The sequence below is a fragment of the Variovorax sp. GW821-FHT10D07 genome (genome assembly GCF_059415325.1).
The window spans coordinates 154,134-173,009 of the sequence record NZ_JBWKMZ010000003.1; the positions used below are offsets into that span (position 1 = coordinate 154,134).

Genomic DNA, 18,876 nt, shown 5'->3' on the forward strand with positions numbered 1-18,876 from the left:
TCGCCCGGTTCGCCTTTCGCGACATGCTAGCCGTCATGTTCGCGCGGATATGTCGCAGATTGCGAAAGAAAACCCTTGCGACAGCTCCGCGCCCAGGGGCGGGGCCTTCGGGATTTCACCGAGGCCGGCGGGTACGGGCCTTGCAGACCTTCGTGCGGGACGCCGCATGTCGCGGCGCCTGCAACACAATGGAGACACGCATGGACATGCTCGAACCGGGCAAATTCGGTACCGCGGTGCCGTTCAAGAAGCGCTATGGCAACTACATCGGCGGCGAGTGGGTGGCGCCCGTGGACAACCAGTACTTCGAGAACATCACGCCGGTGACCGGCCAGGTCTTCTGCGAGGTGCCGCGCTCCAGCGCCGCCGACATCGACCGCGCCCTCGACGCCGCGCACAAGGCCAAGGCCGCCTGGGGCCGGACCTCGACCACCGAGCGCGCGAACATCCTCAACCGCATCGCCGACCGCATGCAGGAGAACCTGGCCGTGCTCGCGGCCGCCGAGACCTGGGACAACGGCAAGCCGATCCGCGAGACCACCGCGGCCGACCTGCCGCTGGCGATCGACCATTTCCGCTACTTCGCCGCGTGCATCCGCGCGCAGGAAGGCGGCATCAGCGAGATCGACCACGAGACCTTCGCCTACCACTTCCACGAGCCGATCGGCGTGGTCGGCCAGATCATCCCGTGGAACTTCCCGCTGCTGATGGCGGTGTGGAAGCTGGCGCCCGCGCTCGCGGCCGGCAACTGCGTGGTGATCAAGCCGGCCGAGCAGACGCCGGTGTCGATCCTGGTGCTGATGGAGATCGTCGGCGACCTGCTGCCGCCGGGCGTGCTCAACGTGGTCAACGGCTTCGGCGTGGAAGCCGGCAAGCCGCTGGCCTCGAGCAACCGTATCGGCAAGATCGCCTTCACGGGCGAGACCACCACCGGCCGGTTGATCTCGCAGTACGCGAGCCAGAACCTGATTCCGGTCACGCTCGAGCTCGGCGGCAAGTCGCCCAACATCTTCTTCGCCGACGTGCTCGACAAGGACGATGCCTTCTTCGACAAGGCGCTCGAGGGCTTCGCGATGTTCGCGCTCAACCAGGGCGAGGTCTGCACCTGCCCCTCGCGCGCGCTGATCCAGGAATCGATCTACGACCGCTTCATGGAGCGCGCGCTGAAGCGCGTGGCCGCGATCCGCCAGGGCAGTCCGCTCGAGATGGAGACCATGATCGGCGCGCAGGCCTCGAGCGAGCAGCTCGAGAAGATCCTGTCGTACCTCGACATCGGCCGGCAGGAGGGCGCGCAGGTGCTGATCGGCGGCGAGCGCAACACGCTCGCGGGCGACCTCAAGGACGGCTACTACGTGAAGCCGACCGTGTTCAAGGGCCACAACAAGATGCGCATCTTCCAGGAGGAGATCTTCGGCCCGGTGGTCTCGGTCACCACCTTCAAGGACGAGGAGGAGGCGCTCGCGATCGCCAACGACACGCTCTACGGCCTGGGCGCCGGCGTCTGGAGCCGCGACATGAACCGTGCCTTCCGCATGGGCCGGGGCATCCAGGCCGGGCGCGTGTGGACCAACTGCTACCACCAGTACCCGGCGCACGCGGCCTTCGGCGGCTACAAGCAGTCGGGCATAGGCCGCGAGAACCACCGCATGATGCTCGACCACTACCAGCAGACCAAGAACCTGCTGGTGAGCTACAGCGAGAACAAGCTCGGCTTCTTCTGATCCCCTTGCCGCAAGGCACGCCCCGCGCGGCCCGTGACGGGACGCGCGGGGCGTTCGTGCATCCCCGAAGGAAGGCTTTCCATGACACAAGAAGTCCTGCGCGTGACCGCGACCGACGCGGCGCTGGCGCTGATCGACAGGCTCGCCGCGAAGCACGGCGCGCTGATGTTCCACCAGTCGGGCGGCTGCTGCGACGGCAGCGCGCCCATGTGCTATGCCCAGGGCGAGTTCATCGTCGGCGACTACGACCGGCTGCTGGGCCACATCGGCGGCATGCCGTTCTACATCAGCGGCCCGCAGTTCGAGTACTGGCAGCACACGCAGCTGATCATCGACGTGGTGCCGGGGCGTGGCGGCATGTTCTCGCTCGAAGGGCCCGAGGGCGTGCGCTTCCTGACCCGCTCGCGGCTGTTCACCGACGAGGAATGGGCCGTGCTCGAGGCGCGCGAGCGCGACGGCGCCAAGGCCTGAGCCTTCCCCGCCCCCGGACGGAATCCGGGTCGAAAGCCCTCGCGCTTGGCTTTCGCTATGTTGCGTCGTATATTGCGGTGTCGTTTCCGCCAGACCGCGCCGTCGCGCGCCCCGCCGATGCAGCAGCCGCCTTTCCGCCTTCTCGCCGCCGCCGATGCCGCGCTCACGCGCGCCGATCGCGCGGATTCGCCGCTGCGCTATGCCGCGGTCGACTGCTGCGCCACGCCCGAGCCCGAGGCGCACGAGGCCGTCGCGGCCGGCCGTGCACGGCTGGCGGACCTCGACCACCACCTCCATTGCTCGGTGATCGGCACCTGCCTGAGCACGGCCGAGCTGCGCAAGCTGATGGCGCGCTTCGCCGACGTGAAGGGCGCCAGCGACCTCGACATCCACCACGACGCGGTGCGGCAGACCTCGCACGACCCGCAGGTCGCGAAGGCGCTGCAGAAGGCGCTCGACCACCGGCATGCGCCGGCGCTGCAGCGCGCCTCGAAGCTCGCCGACGCCGAGGCGCTGACCGCCTACTGGGACGAATCGCTGCACCAGGGCGAGGTGCCCGGCGCCTACTGGGCCGTGCTGACGCACCGCAAGACCACGCCTGCCCTGCGACAGCGCGTGTTCGGCGACGTCCACATGCTTTCGCACCTGGTCGGCGCGGCCAACCGTGCGGACATCCGCCGTCTCGTGGCGCTGGAACGCGACAACGCGGAGCTGCGCGAGAAGCTCGACCGCCAGCAGCTGCGCTCGCAGGAACTGATGGAAGAGCGCGACCGGCAGATCGCGGCGCTGCGGCGCGAACTGATCGAGGCCACGGCCGCCGCGGCGCCCGAACGGCAGGACCGCGTGGAGGAGACCGACAGGGCAGAGAAGGCGGCCGCGCTGATCGCCCTGCAGACCGCGCGCCGCGAACGTGCCGAGCAGACCGCTGCCGCCGCGCAGGCCGAGGCCGCGCAGCTCGCCGAGACGCTGGAACACCTGCGCCGCCACACCCAGGCACTGGGCCGCGAGCTCGGCGCCGCCGAGCTGCAGTTGCGGCTCAACGCGGACGACGGCGGGCGCAACGACCAGTCGGCGCAGCTCGATGCGCAGCTGCAGGGCCGCCGCATCCTTTACGTGGGCGGGCGGCCCAGCACCTATCCGGCGATCCGCGACCTGGTGCTGCGCCATGGCGGGGAGTTCCGGCGCCATGGCGGCGGCCTCGAGGACCGTGCGGGCCTGCTGGCCGCGGCCGTGTCCTGGGCCCATGTGGTGGTGTTCCCGGTCGACTGCATCGACCACGAATCGGTGGACAACCTCAAGCGGCTGTGCACGCGCCAGCAGGTGCGCTATATGCCGCTGCGCAGCGCGGGCATCGGTTGCTTCGCCGCGGCCTTCTCGGGGCCGGCGGAAGGCACGCAGGCGCAGGGCGAGGGCAGGGAAGACGGGCCGTCCGGCACGTCGCCGCTCTGCCCGCGGCACGGCTGAGCCGGGCGCGCGCCTCGCCCCGATGTTCATCCGCCAGCTGAACTACGTCGTCGCGCTCGCGCGCGAACAGCACTTCGGCCGCGCCGCCGCGGCCTGCAACGTCTCGCAGCCCGCGCTCTCGGGGGCCATCCGCAGCATCGAGGAAGAACTCGGCGTGGTCATCGTGCAGCGCGGCCGGCGCTTCGAGGGCTTCACGGCCGACGGCGAGCGCGTGCTGGCCTGGGCGCGCCGCGTGCTGGCCGACTGCGAGGGCCTGCGGCAGGACGCGCGCGCGGGCGGCAACGACCCGGTGGGCGTGCTGCGCATGGGTGCGATCCCAGCCGCGCTGCCGCTGGTGCCGCGGCTCACGCAGGACTGCCTGCGCCGGCATCCGCGCCTCAAGCACGAGGTCTACACGCTGTCGGCCGCCGAGATCCTGCGCAAGATCGCCGACTTCGAGCTCGACATCGGCCTGAGCTACCTCGACGACGACCGGCTCGGCGCCTTCCAGACCCTGCCGGTGTTTCGTGAGCGCTATGTGCTGGTGGCGGCCGACGAGGCGATGTTCGAGGGCGCGGCCTCGATGTCGTGGTCGGAGGCCGCGAGCCTGCCGCTGTGCCTGTTCACCACCAACATGCAGTGCCGCCGCGGCATGGACGCGGCTTTCGCCGCCGCCGGCGTGAAGGCCGTGCCGCAGGTCGAGACCGACTCGATGACGGTGCTCTACGCGCATGTGCGCCAGGCCGGCCTCTACGGCATCCTGCCGCACAGCGTGCTGTGCCTGGCCGAGGGCGCCGAGCAGTTGCGCTGGCGGCCGATGTCGCCGCAGCTGCAGCGCGACATCGGCCTGGTGGTGCTGGCGCAGCAGCCGCATGCGCCGGTGCTCGATGCCGCGCTGCGCAGCTTCCGCGACCTCGACCTGCAAGGTTGGGTCGACGGACTGCTCGGCGCGGCGCCGCAGCCTACTTCCTGAAGCGCGCGGCCTCTTCCGAGCCGCCGGTGGCATTGCCCGCGCTGTACGAGTGCGCGCCCACGCCGGCGAGCTGGCCGCCCTGCACGATCAGGTACTCGTTGCGGATCGGCCGGTTCTCGAAGTAGCACTCGAGGATCTCGCGCGTGCCGGCCGCATAGCGCGTCTGCGCCGACAGGCTGGTGCCCGAGATGTGCGGCGTCATGCCGTGGTGCGGCATCGTGCGCCACGGATGGTCGGCCGGCGCCGGCTGCGGGAACCACACGTCGCCCGCATAGCCCGCGAGCTGGCCGCTCTCGAGCGCCGAGGCGATCGCGTCGCGGTCGCACAGCTTGCCGCGCGCCGTGTTGATCAGGTAGGCGCCGCGCTTGAACTTCTTCAGGCTGTCGGCATTGATCATGTGCTCGGTCTCGGGATGCAGCGGGCAGTTCAGCGTGACCACGTCGCAGACCTGGGTCAGGCTCTCGAGGCTGGTGTGGTGCGTGAGGTTGAGCTCCTTCTCGACCGACTCGGGCAGGCGGTGGCGGTCGAGGTAGTGCAGCTTCACGTCGAAGGGCTTGAGCAGCCGCAGCACGCGCAGCCCGATGCGTCCGGCGGCCACCGTGCCCACCTGCATGCCCTCGAGGTCGTAGGAGCGCGCCACGCAGTCGGCGATGTTCCAGCCGCCCTTGACCACCCAGTTGTACGAGGGGATGTAGTTGCGCACCAGGCCCAGCGTCATCATCACCACGTGTTCCGCCACGCTGTTGCTGTTGCAGTAGGTGACTTCGGCGACCGTGATGCCGCGGTCGATGGCGGCCTGCAGGTCGGTGTGGTCCGAGCCGATGCCGGCGGTCACGATCATCTTGAGCTTGGGCGCCTTGGCGATGCGCTCGGCCGTCATGTAGGCGGGCCAGAAGGGCTGCGAGATCACGATCTCGGCGTCGTGCAGCTCGCGGTCGAGCACGCTGTCCTCGCCGTCCTTGCTCGAGGTCACCACCAGCTGGTGGCCGTTGGCCTCGAGGTACTTGCGCAGGCCCAGCTCGCCCGAGACGCTGCCCAGCAGGGTGCCGGGCTGGAAGTCGATGCGCCGCGGCGTGGGCAGGGTCTGTCCGTCGGGATAGCGTTCCAGGTGCGGCAGGTCGTCGCGGGCATAGGTGGTGGGATAGCCCGTCACGGGGTCGTCGTAGAGCACGCAAACAATCTTGGCCAAAGTCATCTCCTGGTTGATGCGGCAGCACATCGCTGCACGGGAGAGATGGTTTCGCGAACGGCATGGCGGCGCCAATCGTTTGATCCGATGCGGCGATAGGCGAGGCTTATCGAAAGAACTGCGCGCTACCATGCCCCCGCGCCTCGGCGGCGCGCATCTCAACCGTCGAGGGCTTTCACATCCAACCAGGAGCACCCATGAAGATCAGCGCACGCAACGTCCTTTCGGGCAAGGTCATTTCCATCGTCCGCGGCCCCGTCAGCACCGAGGTCACGCTCGAGATCGCGCCCGGCGTCCAGGTCGTCTCGACCATCACCAGCAACTCGGCCGACTCGCTCAAGCTGGTGGAAGGCCAGACGGCCTATGCCGTGATCAAGGCCTCGAGCGTGATGGTGGGCACCGACTGAGGCGCGGCGCGTTAGGCGGGCGCGGCTGCCTGCGCCGCGGCGAACCAGGTCGCGGGCGCCGGTGACCATTGGCGATCGGGTTGCCGCTCGAGCAGGGCGCACGCCAGTGCCCCGAGGTCCGCATCGAAGACCTCGAGCGCCGCCTCGGCACCGCCGTCCTCGCGACGCGCGCTCGAGGCGAAGCGCGCGAAGGCGTTCCAGTCCCGGGCCAGCTGCTCGACCAGGATGCGGGCGAGTTCGTACGACAGCAGGTTGCCGTCGTCGGTCCGGAAGAAGGATTCGCCCGACCAGAACTGCTGGATCTCCGCCTCGCCCCAGAACGCGAGATGCTTGTGCCGCAATTCCTGCGGCGTGTGCATCGCGGGGCCGGCGCCCGCGAGCCGCCGCTCGGTGTTGACCGCGAGGCCTTCGTCGAGCCATCGGGGCAGGTCCAGGTGCGACAGGGCGTTGTGGGTCATCTCGTGCGCGATCACGGGCTCGATGGCCGAGAGATCGGCCCGCTTCGCGAGAAAGTGCGGGCAGCCCGCGTCGATGAACATGCCGCCGCTGAAGGCGAATTCGCCTTGCTCCGGGTAGTAGCCCGAAACGTAGCCGTAGTAGCTCTCCTCGTCGTCCACGACCAGCAGGATGCTCCTGTCGCCGGCTTCGAACAGGGCGATGCCGGCCAGGACCTGCTGGATCCGCTTGCGCGTGGCGACCACATAGGCCGCCGTGGCCGCCGCGACCACGGGCTCGAGCGAGGACAGCACCCAGGCCTGTTCCGATTCGTACAGATGGAAGTGGGGGCCCAGGGCATCCCGCAGATGCAGCAGCCATGCGCGCCGTCCCCGCGCGAGCGCTTCGCGTCGAAGGCCGGGATCGTCCTGCGACGAGGCCCAGGCTTCGAGCGCTTGCCAATCCAGCAGCGGAAGACCTTGCGTCGCGTCCATGTTCGCGGACAGGGAGAACGCCGGCGCAGCGCCGACGGCTAGCTCGGCCGGTGCCGCTTCGGCGACGAAGCCGTGGGGCAACGCGGCATCGTCCGCGTCCTTTCCGGCGCCTCGCGACGATCTGGGCAAGTGGGTCCATGCGATCAACGCACCCATGAAGGGAACGAGCCAGGCCATCGCGATCAGCAGATTCCGGCGCAGCGCGGTCTCGTCGATGGCCCGGATGCGCCGCGTGATCCACGCGTTGAGCGCGAGCAGCGAGGCGAGGGTCGCGACGAGGAGGAGGGTGTCCATCGTCGAATTCTAGGGAGCGCGCCAGTGCCCAAAGTCATGGTCGTAGGCCAAAAGATTTTTTGACATGTTATGTCGGCGGCCCTATAGTGAACCCACCGAGGCAAGAGCGCCTTCACGTCACTCAATCACCAGGAGGGGTATGCAAACGCTGCTGAATCAACTCGAGGGTCTGGACGTTCTGGCGGGGGCCGCGATGGGCGGCGTGACGGTGCAGCTGCAGCCGATCCCGGGCCAGACGCCCGTGATCCAGGTGAGCATCGAGGGCCGCGACGAGCTCCCGATCTTCGTGACGAGTTCCGACATGCAGATCATCTGCATCTGCTACCTGTGGACCGAGGCCGACGTCAAAGCCGAGCGGCGCACCGAGCTGCTGGAGTCGCTGCTCGATCTCAATCCCTCCGTGCCGCTGTCGTCCTTCGGGCGCGTCGACGGCCGCTACGTGCTCACCGGTGCGCTCGGTCGCGATGCGCGCGTCGAGGACATCGCGCGCGAAGTCGCGGTGCTCAGCGACAACGCGCTCGATGCACTCGATGCGTTGTCCGAATTCCTGAACTAAGCGAGGTCATCATGACGGTCATCAAGAAACTGGTCACCCTGCTGCGCGGCAGCGCACGCGAGATCGGCGAGAGCGTGGTCGACAGCAACGCGACCCGCATCTACGAACAGGAAATCATCGACGCCAAGCACAGCATCGAGAAGGCCAAGGGCGACCTCACGGGCGTCATGGCCAAGGAGATGCAGTCGGCCCGCGAGATCGAGCGCCTCAAGAACGAGGTGGCGCGCTACGAGGGCCTCGCGCTCGAGGCGCTCAACAAGACGCAGGAGGGGCTGGCGCTCGACGTGGCCGCGCGCATCGGCACCATCGAGCAGGAGCTCGAGGAGCAGGCCAAGGCCCATGCCTCGTATGCGCTGCAGGTCGGCAAGCTCAAGGAGCTGATCCGCTCGGCCGAGGCGCGCATCCGCGAGCACGAGCGCGAAATCGGCATCGCCAAGACCACCGAGAGCGTCTACCGCGCCACGCAGTCGATCTCCGAGAACATCGGCAGCGGCGGCTCGCGGCTGGCCAATGCGCGCGAATCGCTCGAGCGCATCCGCAAGCGCCACGAGGACCTGTCCGACCGCATGGCGGCCAGCGAGTCGCTCGAGAACGAACTGGGCCATGCCGCGCTCGAGAAGAAGCTCGCGGCGGCCGGCATCGGCAGCGATGCCAACCGCACCGGCAAGGTCATGGACCGCATCCGCGCGCGCCAGGCCGGCGCGGCCGGCGGCGGCACGCCGGAGTCCGGCGCGCAATGACCGTGCGGGCCAAGCCGGCACGCTGGCAGGGCTCGGACGACGCCATCCGCGCGGTGCAGGTGGCCTTCGACGTCGAGGAGGCGGTGCTCGAGGCGGTGCGCAAGGCGGCGTTCGACCGGCACGTGTCGACCTCCGACCAGATCCGGCAGGTGCTGGGCCTCACGACCACCGCGGGCCCCAAGCGCCCGCGGCTCACGGTGTCGCTCGGTGCGGCAGACTACGAGTTCCTGGCGGCGCGCTACGGACTGGCGGCCGACGACCGGCTCGCCATCAAGGAACGGGCGACGCGCGACCTGATCGCATTCGCGGGCGGTGGGAAGGCCGCTGCGAACAGCGCGACGAAAAACGCAACAAAGAGCACTGCGAAGAGCGCCGCCAAGAGCGCTCCCGAAGGCGTGAAGCAGAGCGCCCGCACCGGCAAGCCGGCGCGGCGATAACAACAACGCAGAGACCACCGGCTGGCCCGGGGGAGGATCGATGGGCAATTTCATGGAAGCGGTGACGGGCTACCCGACCGCGATCTACACGGTGCTGCTGGGCGTCGTGCTGATCTACTGGGTGCTGGCGATGCTGGGCCTGGTCGACATCGAGCACCACGGCATCGACGTCGACCTCGCGCACGCCGACGGCGATGCCGAGGACGTCGGCGACCTCGCGAGCTACGTGGTGGCCATGGGCCTCAACGGCGTGCCGTTCTCGGTCGCTGTGAGCCTGCTGGTGCTGGTGGCCTGGGTGGTGTCGTGCCTCGGCGGCGAGTGGCTGCTGCCGCTGGTGCCGACCACGCTGCTCAAGCTGGTCGCGGGCACCGCGCTGCTGGTGGCGAGCGCCGTGGTGGCGATCCCCGTCACGGCGGTGGCGATCCGTCCGCTGCGCGGCCTGTTCGTGAGCCACACGGCCGTGAGCAACGCGGCGCTGGTCGGCCAGACCTGCAAGGTCGTCACCGGCGTGGTCAACGAGAAGGACGGCCGCGCCGAGGTGGCGCGCCGCGGCGCGAGCCTCAACATCCGCGTCTGGGCGCCCGTGCCCAACACCCTGAAGCGCGGCTCGATCGCGCTGATCCTCGAATACGACGAGGTCGCCGCGCGCTACCTCATCGCCGCGCACGACGACCTGGCGTCCTGAGCGCGGCCCCGCCCGATCCCCTGTTTTCCGCTTCAAGTACTGGAGAAAAAAGATGGAGCCCATCCTCATTGCCGTCGCCGTGCTGGCCATTGTCATCCTCGGCCTGTTCGCGATGTTCGCCAAGTTCTATCGCAAGATCGAACAGGGCCACGCGCTGATCGTGAACACGCTGCGCGCGGAACCCGAGGTCACCTTCACCGGCCGCATGGTCTACCCGATCATCCACAAGGCCGAGCTGATGGACATCTCGGTCAAGACGATCGAGATCGACCGTTCGGCCAACGAGGGCCTGATCTGCCGCGACAACATCCGCGCCGACATCAAGGTGAAGTTCTTCGTGCGCGTCAACAAGACGGCCGACGACGTGCTCAAGGTGGCGCAGGGCATCGGCTGCGCGCGCGCCTCGAACCACGAGACGCTCGAGGAGCTGTTCTCGGCCAAGTTCTCCGAGGCGCTCAAGACCGTGGGCAAGTCGATGGACTTCGTCGACCTCTACCAGGCGCGCGACAACTTCCGCGACCAGATCGTGAGCCAGATCGGCAACGACCTCTCGGGCTACGTGCTCGAAGACGCGGCGATCGACTTCCTCGAGCAGACGCCGCTGTCGGAGCTCGATGCCAACAACATCCTCGATGCGCAGGGCATCAAGAAGATCACCGAGCTGACGGCGGTCGAGCATGTGCGCACCAACGAGCTGCGCCGCAACGAGGAAATGCAGATCAAGAAGAAGAACGTCGAGACGCAGGAGGCGCTGCTCGAGCTCGAGCGCCAGCAGGCCGACGCCACCTCGCGCCAGCACCGCGAGATTGCCAGCGTGCGAGCCCGCGAGGAAGCCGAGACGCTGAAGATCCAGGCCGAGGAGCGCACCAAGTCCGAGAGCGCGCGCCTGCTCTCGGAGCAGACCGTGGCCGTGCAGCAGGAGAACGTGCAGCGCGAGAAGGAAGTGGCCGAGAACAACCGCAAGCGCGCGGTGGCAATCGAGGAGGAAAAGGTCACGCGTGCCCGCGACCTCGAGATCGTCGACCGCGAGAAGGAAGTGACGCTGCAGCGCATCGAGAAGGACAAGGCCGTCGAAGTGCAGAAGAAGGCGATCGCCGACGTGATCCGCGAGCGCATCGTGGTCGAGCGCACGGTGGCCGAGCAGGAAGAGGCGATCAAGGAGCTGCGCGTGGTGGCCGAGGCCGAGCGCACCAAGAAGTCGGTGGTGATCATGGCCGAGGGCCAGGCCGACGAGAAGATGGTGCTCGACGTGAAGGCGGCCGAGACGCAGGAGAAGCGCGCGCGCCACAAGGCGGCCGAGGAACTGACGCTGGCCGATGCCAAGCTCAAGGTGGCCGAGCGCGACGCCGAATCGAAGAAGCGCGAGGCCGAGGGCGTGGAAGCGATCTCCGCCGCGCCGGGCCTCGCCGCCGCCAAGGTGCAGATCGCCACCGCCCAGGCCAAGCTCGCGAGCTTCGAGGCCGAGGCCACGGGCAAGGAGAAGATCGGCCTGGCCGACGTGCATGTGCGCGCCGCCGATGCCGATGCGATCCTCAAGGCCGGCCAGGCCGACGCGCAGGTGATCGAGGCGCGCTCGCAGGCCGAGGCCGCGGGCATGCGCGCCAAGTTCGAGGCCGAGGCCACGGGCAAGGAAAAGCTCGGCCTGGCCGAGGTCAACGTGCGCACGGCCGATGCCGAGGCCACGCTCAAGTCGGGCCAGGCCGATGCGCAGGTCATCGAGGCGCGCTTCGGTGCTGAGGCCAAGGGCCTGCACGAGAAGTTTGAGGCCATGAAGTCCATGAGCCCCGAGACCCGCGACCACGAGGAATTCCGCATGCGCCTCGAGAAGTCGCACATCGAGACCCTCAAGGGCATCGAGGCCCAGACGGCCATCGCCAAGGAGCAGGCCGAGGTGCTGGGCACCGCGCTGTCGAACGCCAAGATCGACATCGTGGGCGGGCAGGGCGACTACTTCGACAGCTTCGTGCGCTCGCTCTCGGTGGGCAAGGGCATCGACGGCGTGATCTCCAAGAGCAATGCGATCCAGGTCGCGTTCAAGGACCAGCTCTCGGGCAACCGCGACGTGGTGCAGGACCTGCGCGACATCGTGGGCGCGCTCGGCTCGTCCTCGGGCGAGATCCAGAACCTCAGCGTGGCGGCGCTCGTCAACAAGATCGCCACCGAGGGCAGCGAGACCCAGAAATCGGCGCTGCACAACCTGATCTCCACCTTCCGCAACTGAGCGCGGGCTGACCCGCACGGCACCCACCCATGGACACCAACGAACCGGGCCATCCGCCCGGTGCCGCGGCCGATGCGACCGAGGCCCTGGTCTCGGGCAGCGGCAGCTACGACCTGCTGAAGAAGCGCCTCGAGACCCAGGGCGAGGGCCTGCTGAAGAAGGCGCGCGCGCTCAACGAGAAGCGACTGGCCGAGTTCGGCCGCTCCGAGCAGTCGCTGGTGCTGCGCACCCGCGCGCGCACCGAGAACAACGCCGTGGCGCGCGACATCGTGCGCATCGGCGACCTGCTGCTGTTCGGCTACAACGTCTTCATCGGCCTGCGCAAGGAAACCGCCGTCGGCGACGTGTTCGGCCTCTACCGCATGGCGCAGCTCGGCGCGCCCGATGCCGACGAGCTGCAGCCGGTGCCGATCGCCGGCACCTTCCTCGAGGACGCGCGCTTCGCCTCCGACTTCCGCGAGCTCTACGCCTACTACAAGCAGGCCACGCTGCTGCAGCTGCGCGTCACGCAGGACAAGCTGCTGGCCGCGTTCCAGATCGGCCAGCAGCTGCACGACGTGCGCGTGTTCCGCTGGGCCATCGAGCGCGACGGCTCCATCCACTACATCGACAACCGCGGCGAGCGCGACATCGCGCTGCCGGCCAGCCACGACTTCGAATGGACCGTCGCCACGCGCGAGGACCACGTGGGCGGCAAGCATCCGCACGTGAACGTGCTCGACACCGTGTTCGTCGAAACGCTGGGCGGCGACCTCACGATCAAGGTCGAGAACAACACCGAGACCGGGCTGGGCATCTACAACGAGCCGGTGGAGGACCGCAGCCAGTCGCTGACCGATGCCGAGATCGCCTGGGCCAAGCTCGGCATGCTGATCCTGCTGCGCGTGAAGCCCTACCGCGAGCAGGTCACGCGCTACCTGGTGTTCAACATCCGCACGCAGCAGGTCGAGCGCATCGACGCCATCGGCGGCTCGTGCGTGCAGCTGCCCGAGGACCACGGCATCATCTTCCCGGGCGGCTACTACCTGCAGTCGGGCGAGCACAAGCGCTTCGACCTGCCGGCCGACATGGTCGGCAGCCTGCGCTTCAAGCGCATGCTGCGCTCGCCCAACGGCGAGGACGTGGCCTATGTCTTCTACGACCCCAAGCCCGGGCGCTACGCGCTGTTCAACTACAACCTGATCGACAAGACGCTGGCCACGCCGATCGTCGCCAACGGCTATGCGCGCTTCGCCGACGGGCGCATCCTGGTGTTCAACGGCGACGAGAACGAGCCGACCCGCGTGCACCCGATGCAGCTGTGGCAGACGCCGTTCGCGAGCGAGGAGCATGCCGGTGCCCAGCCGCCGGCCACCGGCTTCTTCGGCAAGATCGGCAATGCCGAGCTGGTGCGCGGCGTGTCCGACCTGATGGGCATCGCGCGCGCGGTGCGCGAGCAGGCGCCCACGCGCGCCGCCTACGAGGACCTGATCCGCCAGTGCACGCGCGTGAGCGATGCCTACTTCTGGCTCGACTCGCCCGAGACGGACAACCTCTCGGGCGAGCTGCGCAGCATCGCCGAGGTGGCGCGCGGCACGCTGGCCGAGTTCGAGAAGGTCGACACCATCCGGCGCGAAACGGCGCGCGCGCTGGCGCAGGCCGAGGCCGAGCAGCATGCGCTGCTGGTCGACATCGCCAGCACGCTGTGGCGCGCTCCCGACGACTTCGTCAAGGCGCTGGCGCGGCTGCGCGAGCGCCGCGGCCAGCTGCAGATGCTCAAGGAGCTGCGCTACGCCGACCTGCCGCGCATCGCCGCGATGGACGCCGCGCTCGAGACCGAGCAGCAGCGCATCGGCGAGCGCGCGATGCAGTTCCTGGCGGCCGACACCGCCTTCGACGGCCAGCGCCAGGCGCTCGACAAGCTCGCGCTCGAGCTGCCGCAGCTCGGCACCTCGCCGGCGCTCGGCAAGCTGCTCGCCACGCTCGACGAGCAGGCCGCGGGCCTCGACCTGCTGACCGAGCAGCTCGGCAGCCTGCCGGGCGGCGACGCGGTGGTGCGCACCTCGATCCTCGACCGCATCTCGCTGATCTACGCCGACATCAACCGCATGCGCGCCGATGCGCGCGCGCGCCGCAAGTCGCTGGGCGCGAACGAGGCGCGCGCCGAGTTCGGCGCCCAGTTCAAGCTGTTCGGCCAGGCGGTGGAGAACGCGCTCGAGTTCGCCGACACGCCCGAGAAGTGCGACGACGCGCTCACGCGCCTCCTGGCCCAGCTCGAGGAGATCGAGGGCCGCTTCGCCGAGCAGGAGGATTTCCTGGCCGACATCGCCGAGAAGCGCGAGTCGGTCTACGAGGCGCTGTCGGCCCGGCGCCAGACATTGGTCGAGGGACGTCAGCGGCGCGCCAAGGGCGTGATCGACGCGGCCGGCCGCATCCTCGACGGCATCGCGCGCCGCGTGGCGCAGTTCGGCGAGCTGGGCCAGGTCCACAGCTACTTCGCGGCCGATCCGATGATCGCCAAGCTGCATGCGCTGATCGCCGACCTGCGCGCGCTCGGTTCGGCGGTGCCGGCCGACGAGCTCGACACGCGGCTGAAGACCGCGCGCGACCAGGCGCTGCGCGCGGTGCGCGACAAGCGCGAGCTGGCGAGCGATGGCGGCGACACGCTGCGGCTGGGCCGCCATGCCTTCACCGTGCACCGGCAGCCGATCGACCTCACGCTGGTGGCGCATGGCGAGGGCCTGGCCTACCAGGTCACGGGCACCGACTACCTGAGCCCGGTCAACGACGAGCGCCTGCTGCCGCTGCGGCGCTACTGGAACCAGGCGCTGGTGTCCGAGACGCCCGCGCTGTCGCGCGCCGAGTACCTGGCCGGCTGCCTGCTCGAGGCGCTGCTCCAGGGCCGGGCCGAGCGCGGCTGGGCCGAGCTGCTGGCGCTGCTGGCCGAGAACCCGCTGCATCCCGAGCTGCTGGAACTGGTGCGCCGCTTCGCCGCGCCGCGCTACCAGGAGGGCTACCAGAAGGGCGTGCACGACGAGGACGCGCTGCGCCTCCTGGCCGCGCTGGTGCCGATGCAGGACGAGGCCGGCCTGCTGGCCTGGGGCCCGACCGAGCGCGCGCTGGCCTTGCTCTACTGGCAGCACGGCCATCTGGTGGCGATGCGCGAATCGATGCAGCGGCGCGCGCGCGCCGCGTTGCAGATGCAGGAGCTGTTCGGCCGGCGCGATGCGCTGGCGCAGCTCGAGGCCGACATGGCGCGCGTGCTGCGCCACTTCGCGCAGGAGTTCCTGCCCGACCTGCTGCCGCTGCCCGAGCCCGCCGCCGACGACGCGGCGCTCGAGGCGCACCAGGACGAGGTCACCACGCTCTGCGGCCGCGCCGGCGCCTACCTGGTGCGCGAGCTCGCGAGCGCGCAGGGCGGCGGGCACTGGGTGGTGTCGGGCGCGGGTGAAGACCTCGCCACCGCGCTGCTGCGCGAACTCGAGCGCGGCGGCCGGCGCGAGGCCTGGCAGCACGACCTCGACAGCGCGCCGCCGCCCGAGCGCTGGCGGCTCGCGCGCGACTGGGTGCGCGCCTATGCGCTGCACCAGTCGCCGCAGTCGCTGGCCTGGGTCGACGACGCGGCCAGCGTGCTCGCCATCCCGGTGCAGCGGGTGCGCGTCAACGCGGCGCTCGACCGCACGGTCGAGGGCCTGCGCGGCGAGCATCCGCGCGTGACCGAGGGTCGCGTCACGCTCAACCTCAACGACTTCTGGCGCCGCTTCCAGTTCCATGCCGCGCACGCGGTGCCCGACTTCCAGGCGCTGCACGTGCTGCGCCACGAGCTGCTCGCGCACGAGAAGACGCGGCTCAAGCTCGGCCAGTTCCAGGCCAAGCCGCTGTCGACCTTCGTTCGCAACCGCCTGATCGACGAGCTCTACCTGCCGATCGTCGGCGACAACCTCGCCAAGCAGATCGGCGCGGCCGGCGAAGGCAACCGCACCGACCGCATGGGCCTGCTGCTGCTGATGTCGCCGCCGGGCTACGGCAAGACCACGCTGATGGAGTACGTGGCCGACCGGCTCGGGCTGATCTTCGTGCGCATCAACTGCCCGGCGCTGGGCCATGGCGTCACGGCCGTCGATCCGGCAAGCGCGCCCAACAGCGCGGCGCGCCAGGAGCTCGAGAAGCTCAACCTGGGCCTGGCGATGGGCAGCAACGTGATGCTCTACCTCGACGACATCCAGCACACCAGCCCCGAGTTCCTGCAGAAGTTCATCGCGCTGGCCGACGGCACGCGCCGCATCGAGGGCGTGTGGAACGGCGAGCCGCGCAGCTACGACATGCGCGGCAAGCGCTTCGCGATCGTGATGGCGGGCAACCCCTACACCGAGTCCGGCGACGTGTTCAAGATCCCCGACATGCTCGCCAACCGGGCCGACATCTACAACCTCGGCGACGTGCTCTCGGGCCGCGAGGCCGCGTTCGCGCTGTCCTACATCGAGAACAGCCTCACGGCCAATGCCACCCTGATGCCGCTGGCCTCGCGCGATCCGAAGGACGTGCAGCTGCTGGTGCAGATGGCGCAGGGCCAGGAGGTGCCGAGCAGCGCGCTGTCGCATCCCTACAGCGCGGTCGAGCTCGAGGAGATCAAGGGCCTGCTGCAGCGCCTGTTCCGCGTGCGCGACCTGCTGCTCAAGGTCAACCTCGCGTACATCGAGTCGGCCGCGCAGCAGGAGCACTACCGCGCCGCGCCGCCGTTCAAGCTGCAGGGCAGCTACCGCAACATGACCAAGCTCGCGGGCAAGGTCACGGCGCTGATGCGCGACGACGAGCTCGATGCGCTGCTGCGCGACCACTACCGCGGCGAGGCTCAGACGCTGACCACCGGCGCCGAGGAAAACCTGCTGCGGCTCGCGCAACTGCTCGGCAGTCCCACGGCCGAGGAGGCCGCGCGCTGGAGCGCGATCTGCGAGGAGTTCGTGCGGCGCCGCAAGCTCGGCGGCGACGATGCCGACGCCAGCCAGCGCATCACCAGCGGCCTGCTCGACGTGGCGCGCGCGGTCGATGCGCTCAAGCCGCCGCCGCCCGAGGCGCCGGCCGAGCCGCAGCCGGAGACGCCGAGCGAGAGCCAGCGCCTGGCCGAGGCCATGCTGCAGATCGCCGTGACCTATCGCGAGCTGATCCTGCCGCTGGTCACGGCCACCGAGCGCCGGCTCGAGCTCGACCGCACCATCCGCCATGACATGGAGCGCCTCGCGGCCGAGATGCAGGGCGCGAAGGCCGCGGCGAAGCGGCCTCCGGCCAAGCCGGAGAAGGACCAATGAGCACCTCGCCTTCCGAGCGGCACGACGCGCTGCCGGTGCTGCTCGCGCAGCTCGATGCCGCCATGGCCGACCACCGCCTGAGCGACGACGAGCGGCGCGTGCTGGTGCACACGCTGCGCGAGGCCTCGCCGCCCGAGGACGGCCTGCGCCAGCTGCGCAACCGGGCCTTCGACCTGGTGCGCGCGCGCACCGCCGATCCGCAGCAGCTCGGCCTGCTCAAGTGGCTCGAGGGTGTGGTGCGCGCCATCGACGTCGGCCGTTCGCCCGGCACCGCCGACGGTGCGGCGCCGCGCTCGCAGGTGTTCTTCAGCCCGGGCACGGCCTGCCTGCAGGCCATCGTCCAGCAGCTGCGCGGCGCGCGCCGCAGCGCCGACCTCTGCGTCTTCACGCTGTCGGACGACCGCATCAGCGACGAGGTGCTCGCGGCCCATCGGCGCGGCCTGCGCGTGCGGCTGGTGACCGACAACGACAAGGAATACGACCTCGGCAGCGACGTGGGCCGGCTGCGCAACGCGGGCATCCCGGTGGCGGTCGACCGCACCGACGCCCACATGCACCACAAGTTCGCGATCTTCGACGGCGCCTGGCTGCTCAACGGCAGCTACAACTGGACCCGCAGCGCCAGCGAGTTCAACGAGGAGAACCTGGTGCTGAGCAACGACGCCACCTTGCTGCGGCGCTTCGCCGACGAATTCGACACGCTGTGGCGCGAACTGCAGGAAGACCGATGAGCCGACGCATCGACTACGACTGGGAGCTGCCGCCCGCCATGCTGCAGCGGCTGGGCCGCGACAGCTATGGCGCGCAGCGCATCGTGCACGAGGACGGCCACCTGCTCGTGATCCTGCACGAGCCGCCCGCGGGCAGCGGCAGCGAGCGCCGTCATTCGGTGTTCCTGCGCAAGCCCGACGGCGGCTGGTTCCACAAGGGCAGCACGCCGGGCGAGCGCGCCTTCGCGAAGCTGCTCGAGAGCTACCGCGCAGCGCTCGCCACCTTCGAGCAGCGCCACGAGGCGGCCGCCGATGCCGAGGCCCTGTTCCAGATCCTCGGGCCGCTGATCCCGCTGTCGCGCGCGGCCGCCAACCTGCAGGCCACCTTGCAGGCGGCGCGCGAGGCGGTGAAGGACGATCCGCTGCTGGTCGACCTGCGCGACCGCGCGGTCGAGATCGCGCGCGGGCTCGAACTGCTGCTGGCCGACACCCGCATGTCGCTCGACTTCCGCCTCGCCCATGCGGCCGAGGCGCAGGCGCGCGCGGCCCTGGAGGCCACGCGCGCGCAGCACAAGCTCAACACCATCGCCGCGCTGACCTTCCCGCTGATGGCGATCGGCGCGGTCTTCGGCATGAACCTGCACAGCGGCGCCGAGAACCTGCCGGCCTGGGTCTACTGGGTGATCTTCCTGGCCGGCCTGCTGATGGGGCTGATGCTGCGCGGCTGGGTCAAGGCGCCTGAAGCGCCCAAGGCGGCCGCGTCGGCCGACGGCAAGGCGAAGGCCTCGATCGCGCCGAAGAAGAAGTAGGGCCGC

At 69.6% G+C, this 18,876-nt stretch carries 15 protein-coding genes; 13 read left to right on the forward strand and 2 right to left on the reverse strand.

The genetic code is table 11. From position 1 onward, the window contains the following. Positions 1–200: 200 nt before the first annotated feature. The 4 genes from adh to AC07PU_RS11155 all read left to right on the forward strand — a co-directional run bounded on the left by adh (position 201) and on the right by AC07PU_RS11155 (position 4,608). Positions 201–1,721 (forward strand): aldehyde dehydrogenase, encoded by a 1,521-nt coding sequence (gene adh / locus AC07PU_RS11140; protein ID WP_093344814.1) that lies wholly within the window; start codon positions 201–203, stop codon positions 1,719–1,721. 81 nt (positions 1,722–1,802) lie between these two features. Further along, the gene (locus AC07PU_RS11145; RefSeq protein ID WP_296782067.1) at positions 1,803–2,192 is read left to right on the forward strand and encodes a DUF779 domain-containing protein; all 390 of its coding nucleotides are present in this window, start codon (positions 1,803–1,805) and stop codon (positions 2,190–2,192) included. 117 nt (positions 2,193–2,309) lie between these two features. Then, a complete protein-coding gene (locus AC07PU_RS11150) occupies positions 2,310–3,656 on the forward strand; it encodes a DUF2325 domain-containing protein (protein WP_495317476.1) in 1,347 nt (448 codons plus the stop codon). A gap of 22 nt (positions 3,657–3,678) precedes the next feature. Next, entirely contained in the window at positions 3,679–4,608 is a 930-nt protein-coding gene (locus tag AC07PU_RS11155; protein ID WP_431509354.1) for a LysR family transcriptional regulator, read from the forward strand. Here the strand turns inward: AC07PU_RS11155 and AC07PU_RS11160 are convergent. Then, the gene (locus AC07PU_RS11160; protein WP_495317478.1) at positions 4,598–5,797 is read right to left on the reverse strand and encodes an NAD-dependent formate dehydrogenase; all 1,200 of its coding nucleotides are present in this window, start codon (positions 5,795–5,797) and stop codon (positions 4,598–4,600) included. The two genes, AC07PU_RS11155 and AC07PU_RS11160, sit on opposite strands and share 11 nt — an antisense overlap. 197 nt (positions 5,798–5,994) lie before the next feature. Between AC07PU_RS11160 and AC07PU_RS11165 the strand changes: the two genes are divergently transcribed. Next, a complete protein-coding gene (locus tag AC07PU_RS11165; protein WP_093344803.1) occupies positions 5,995–6,204 on the forward strand; it encodes a TOBE domain-containing protein in 210 nt (69 codons plus the stop codon). An 11-nt stretch (positions 6,205–6,215) separates the two neighbouring features. Here AC07PU_RS11165 and AC07PU_RS11170 read toward each other — a convergent pair whose 3' ends face one another. Further along, a complete protein-coding gene (locus AC07PU_RS11170) occupies positions 6,216–7,427 on the reverse strand; it encodes a hypothetical protein (RefSeq protein WP_495317480.1) in 1,212 nt (403 codons plus the stop codon). Between the two features lie 139 nt (positions 7,428–7,566). On the opposite strand from AC07PU_RS11170, the gene AC07PU_RS11175 reads away from it, so the two are divergent. The 8 genes from AC07PU_RS11175 to AC07PU_RS11210 are packed head-to-tail and all read left to right on the forward strand — an operon-like array spanning position 7,567 to position 18,870. After that, positions 7,567–7,983, forward strand: coding sequence for a YjfI family protein (locus AC07PU_RS11175; protein WP_093344797.1), 417 nt, complete (start codon positions 7,567–7,569; stop codon positions 7,981–7,983). A gap of 11 nt (positions 7,984–7,994) precedes the next feature. Continuing rightward, complete coding sequence (locus tag AC07PU_RS11180) at positions 7,995–8,723, forward strand: PspA/IM30 family protein (RefSeq protein WP_093344793.1); 729 nt, start codon at positions 7,995–7,997, stop codon at positions 8,721–8,723. After that, entirely contained in the window at positions 8,720–9,160 is a 441-nt protein-coding gene (locus AC07PU_RS11185; protein ID WP_495317482.1) for a hypothetical protein, read from the forward strand. Before AC07PU_RS11180 ends, AC07PU_RS11185 begins: the two co-directional genes overlap by 4 nt. A gap of 52 nt (positions 9,161–9,212) precedes the next feature. Continuing rightward, positions 9,213–9,845: a ubiquinone biosynthesis protein gene (locus tag AC07PU_RS11190; RefSeq protein ID WP_256222622.1), complete on the forward strand. Its 633-nt coding sequence runs from the start codon at positions 9,213–9,215 to the stop codon at positions 9,843–9,845. 52 nt (positions 9,846–9,897) lie between these two features. Then, a complete protein-coding gene (locus AC07PU_RS11195; protein ID WP_296782059.1) occupies positions 9,898–12,066 on the forward strand; it encodes a flotillin family protein in 2,169 nt (722 codons plus the stop codon). 29 nt (positions 12,067–12,095) lie between these two features. Then, complete coding sequence (locus AC07PU_RS11200; RefSeq protein ID WP_495317485.1) at positions 12,096–17,351, forward strand: DNA repair ATPase; 5,256 nt, start codon at positions 12,096–12,098, stop codon at positions 17,349–17,351. Next, complete coding sequence (locus AC07PU_RS11205; protein ID WP_208512793.1) at positions 17,348–18,082, forward strand: phospholipase D-like domain-containing protein; 735 nt, start codon at positions 17,348–17,350, stop codon at positions 18,080–18,082. The genes AC07PU_RS11200 and AC07PU_RS11205 overlap by 4 nt, the downstream gene beginning before the upstream one ends. Then, a complete protein-coding gene (locus AC07PU_RS11210; protein ID WP_495317487.1) occupies positions 18,079–18,870 on the forward strand; it encodes a hypothetical protein in 792 nt (263 codons plus the stop codon). The genes AC07PU_RS11205 and AC07PU_RS11210 overlap by 4 nt, the downstream gene beginning before the upstream one ends. The last annotated feature ends 6 nt before the right edge of the window (positions 18,871–18,876 follow it).

Excerpts from the sequence above, each read along its gene's own strand:
- AC07PU_RS11175 (WP_093344797.1), top strand. The coding sequence starts at position 7,567 with ATGCAAACGCTGCTGAATCAACTCGAGGGTCTGGACGTTCTGGCGGGG.
- AC07PU_RS11190 (WP_256222622.1), top strand. The coding sequence starts at position 9,213 with ATGGAAGCGGTGACGGGCTACCCGACCGCGATCTACACGGTGCTGCTG.
- AC07PU_RS11185 (WP_495317482.1), top strand. The coding sequence starts at position 8,720 with ATGACCGTGCGGGCCAAGCCGGCACGCTGGCAGGGCTCGGACGACGCC.
- adh (WP_093344814.1), top strand. The coding sequence starts at position 201 with ATGGACATGCTCGAACCGGGCAAATTCGGTACCGCGGTGCCGTTCAAG.
- AC07PU_RS11155 (WP_431509354.1), top strand. The coding sequence starts at position 3,679 with ATGTTCATCCGCCAGCTGAACTACGTCGTCGCGCTCGCGCGCGAACAG.
- AC07PU_RS11150 (WP_495317476.1), top strand. The coding sequence starts at position 2,310 with ATGCAGCAGCCGCCTTTCCGCCTTCTCGCCGCCGCCGATGCCGCGCTC.
- AC07PU_RS11170 (WP_495317480.1), bottom strand. The coding sequence starts at position 7,427 with ATGGACACCCTCCTCCTCGTCGCGACCCTCGCCTCGCTGCTCGCGCTC.
- AC07PU_RS11200 (WP_495317485.1), top strand. The coding sequence starts at position 12,096 with ATGGACACCAACGAACCGGGCCATCCGCCCGGTGCCGCGGCCGATGCG.
- AC07PU_RS11145 (WP_296782067.1), top strand. The coding sequence starts at position 1,803 with ATGACACAAGAAGTCCTGCGCGTGACCGCGACCGACGCGGCGCTGGCG.
- AC07PU_RS11205 (WP_208512793.1), top strand. The coding sequence starts at position 17,348 with ATGAGCACCTCGCCTTCCGAGCGGCACGACGCGCTGCCGGTGCTGCTC.
- AC07PU_RS11210 (WP_495317487.1), top strand. The coding sequence starts at position 18,079 with ATGAGCCGACGCATCGACTACGACTGGGAGCTGCCGCCCGCCATGCTG.
- AC07PU_RS11165 (WP_093344803.1), top strand. The coding sequence starts at position 5,995 with ATGAAGATCAGCGCACGCAACGTCCTTTCGGGCAAGGTCATTTCCATC.
- AC07PU_RS11195 (WP_296782059.1), top strand. The coding sequence starts at position 9,898 with ATGGAGCCCATCCTCATTGCCGTCGCCGTGCTGGCCATTGTCATCCTC.
- AC07PU_RS11180 (WP_093344793.1), top strand. The coding sequence starts at position 7,995 with ATGACGGTCATCAAGAAACTGGTCACCCTGCTGCGCGGCAGCGCACGC.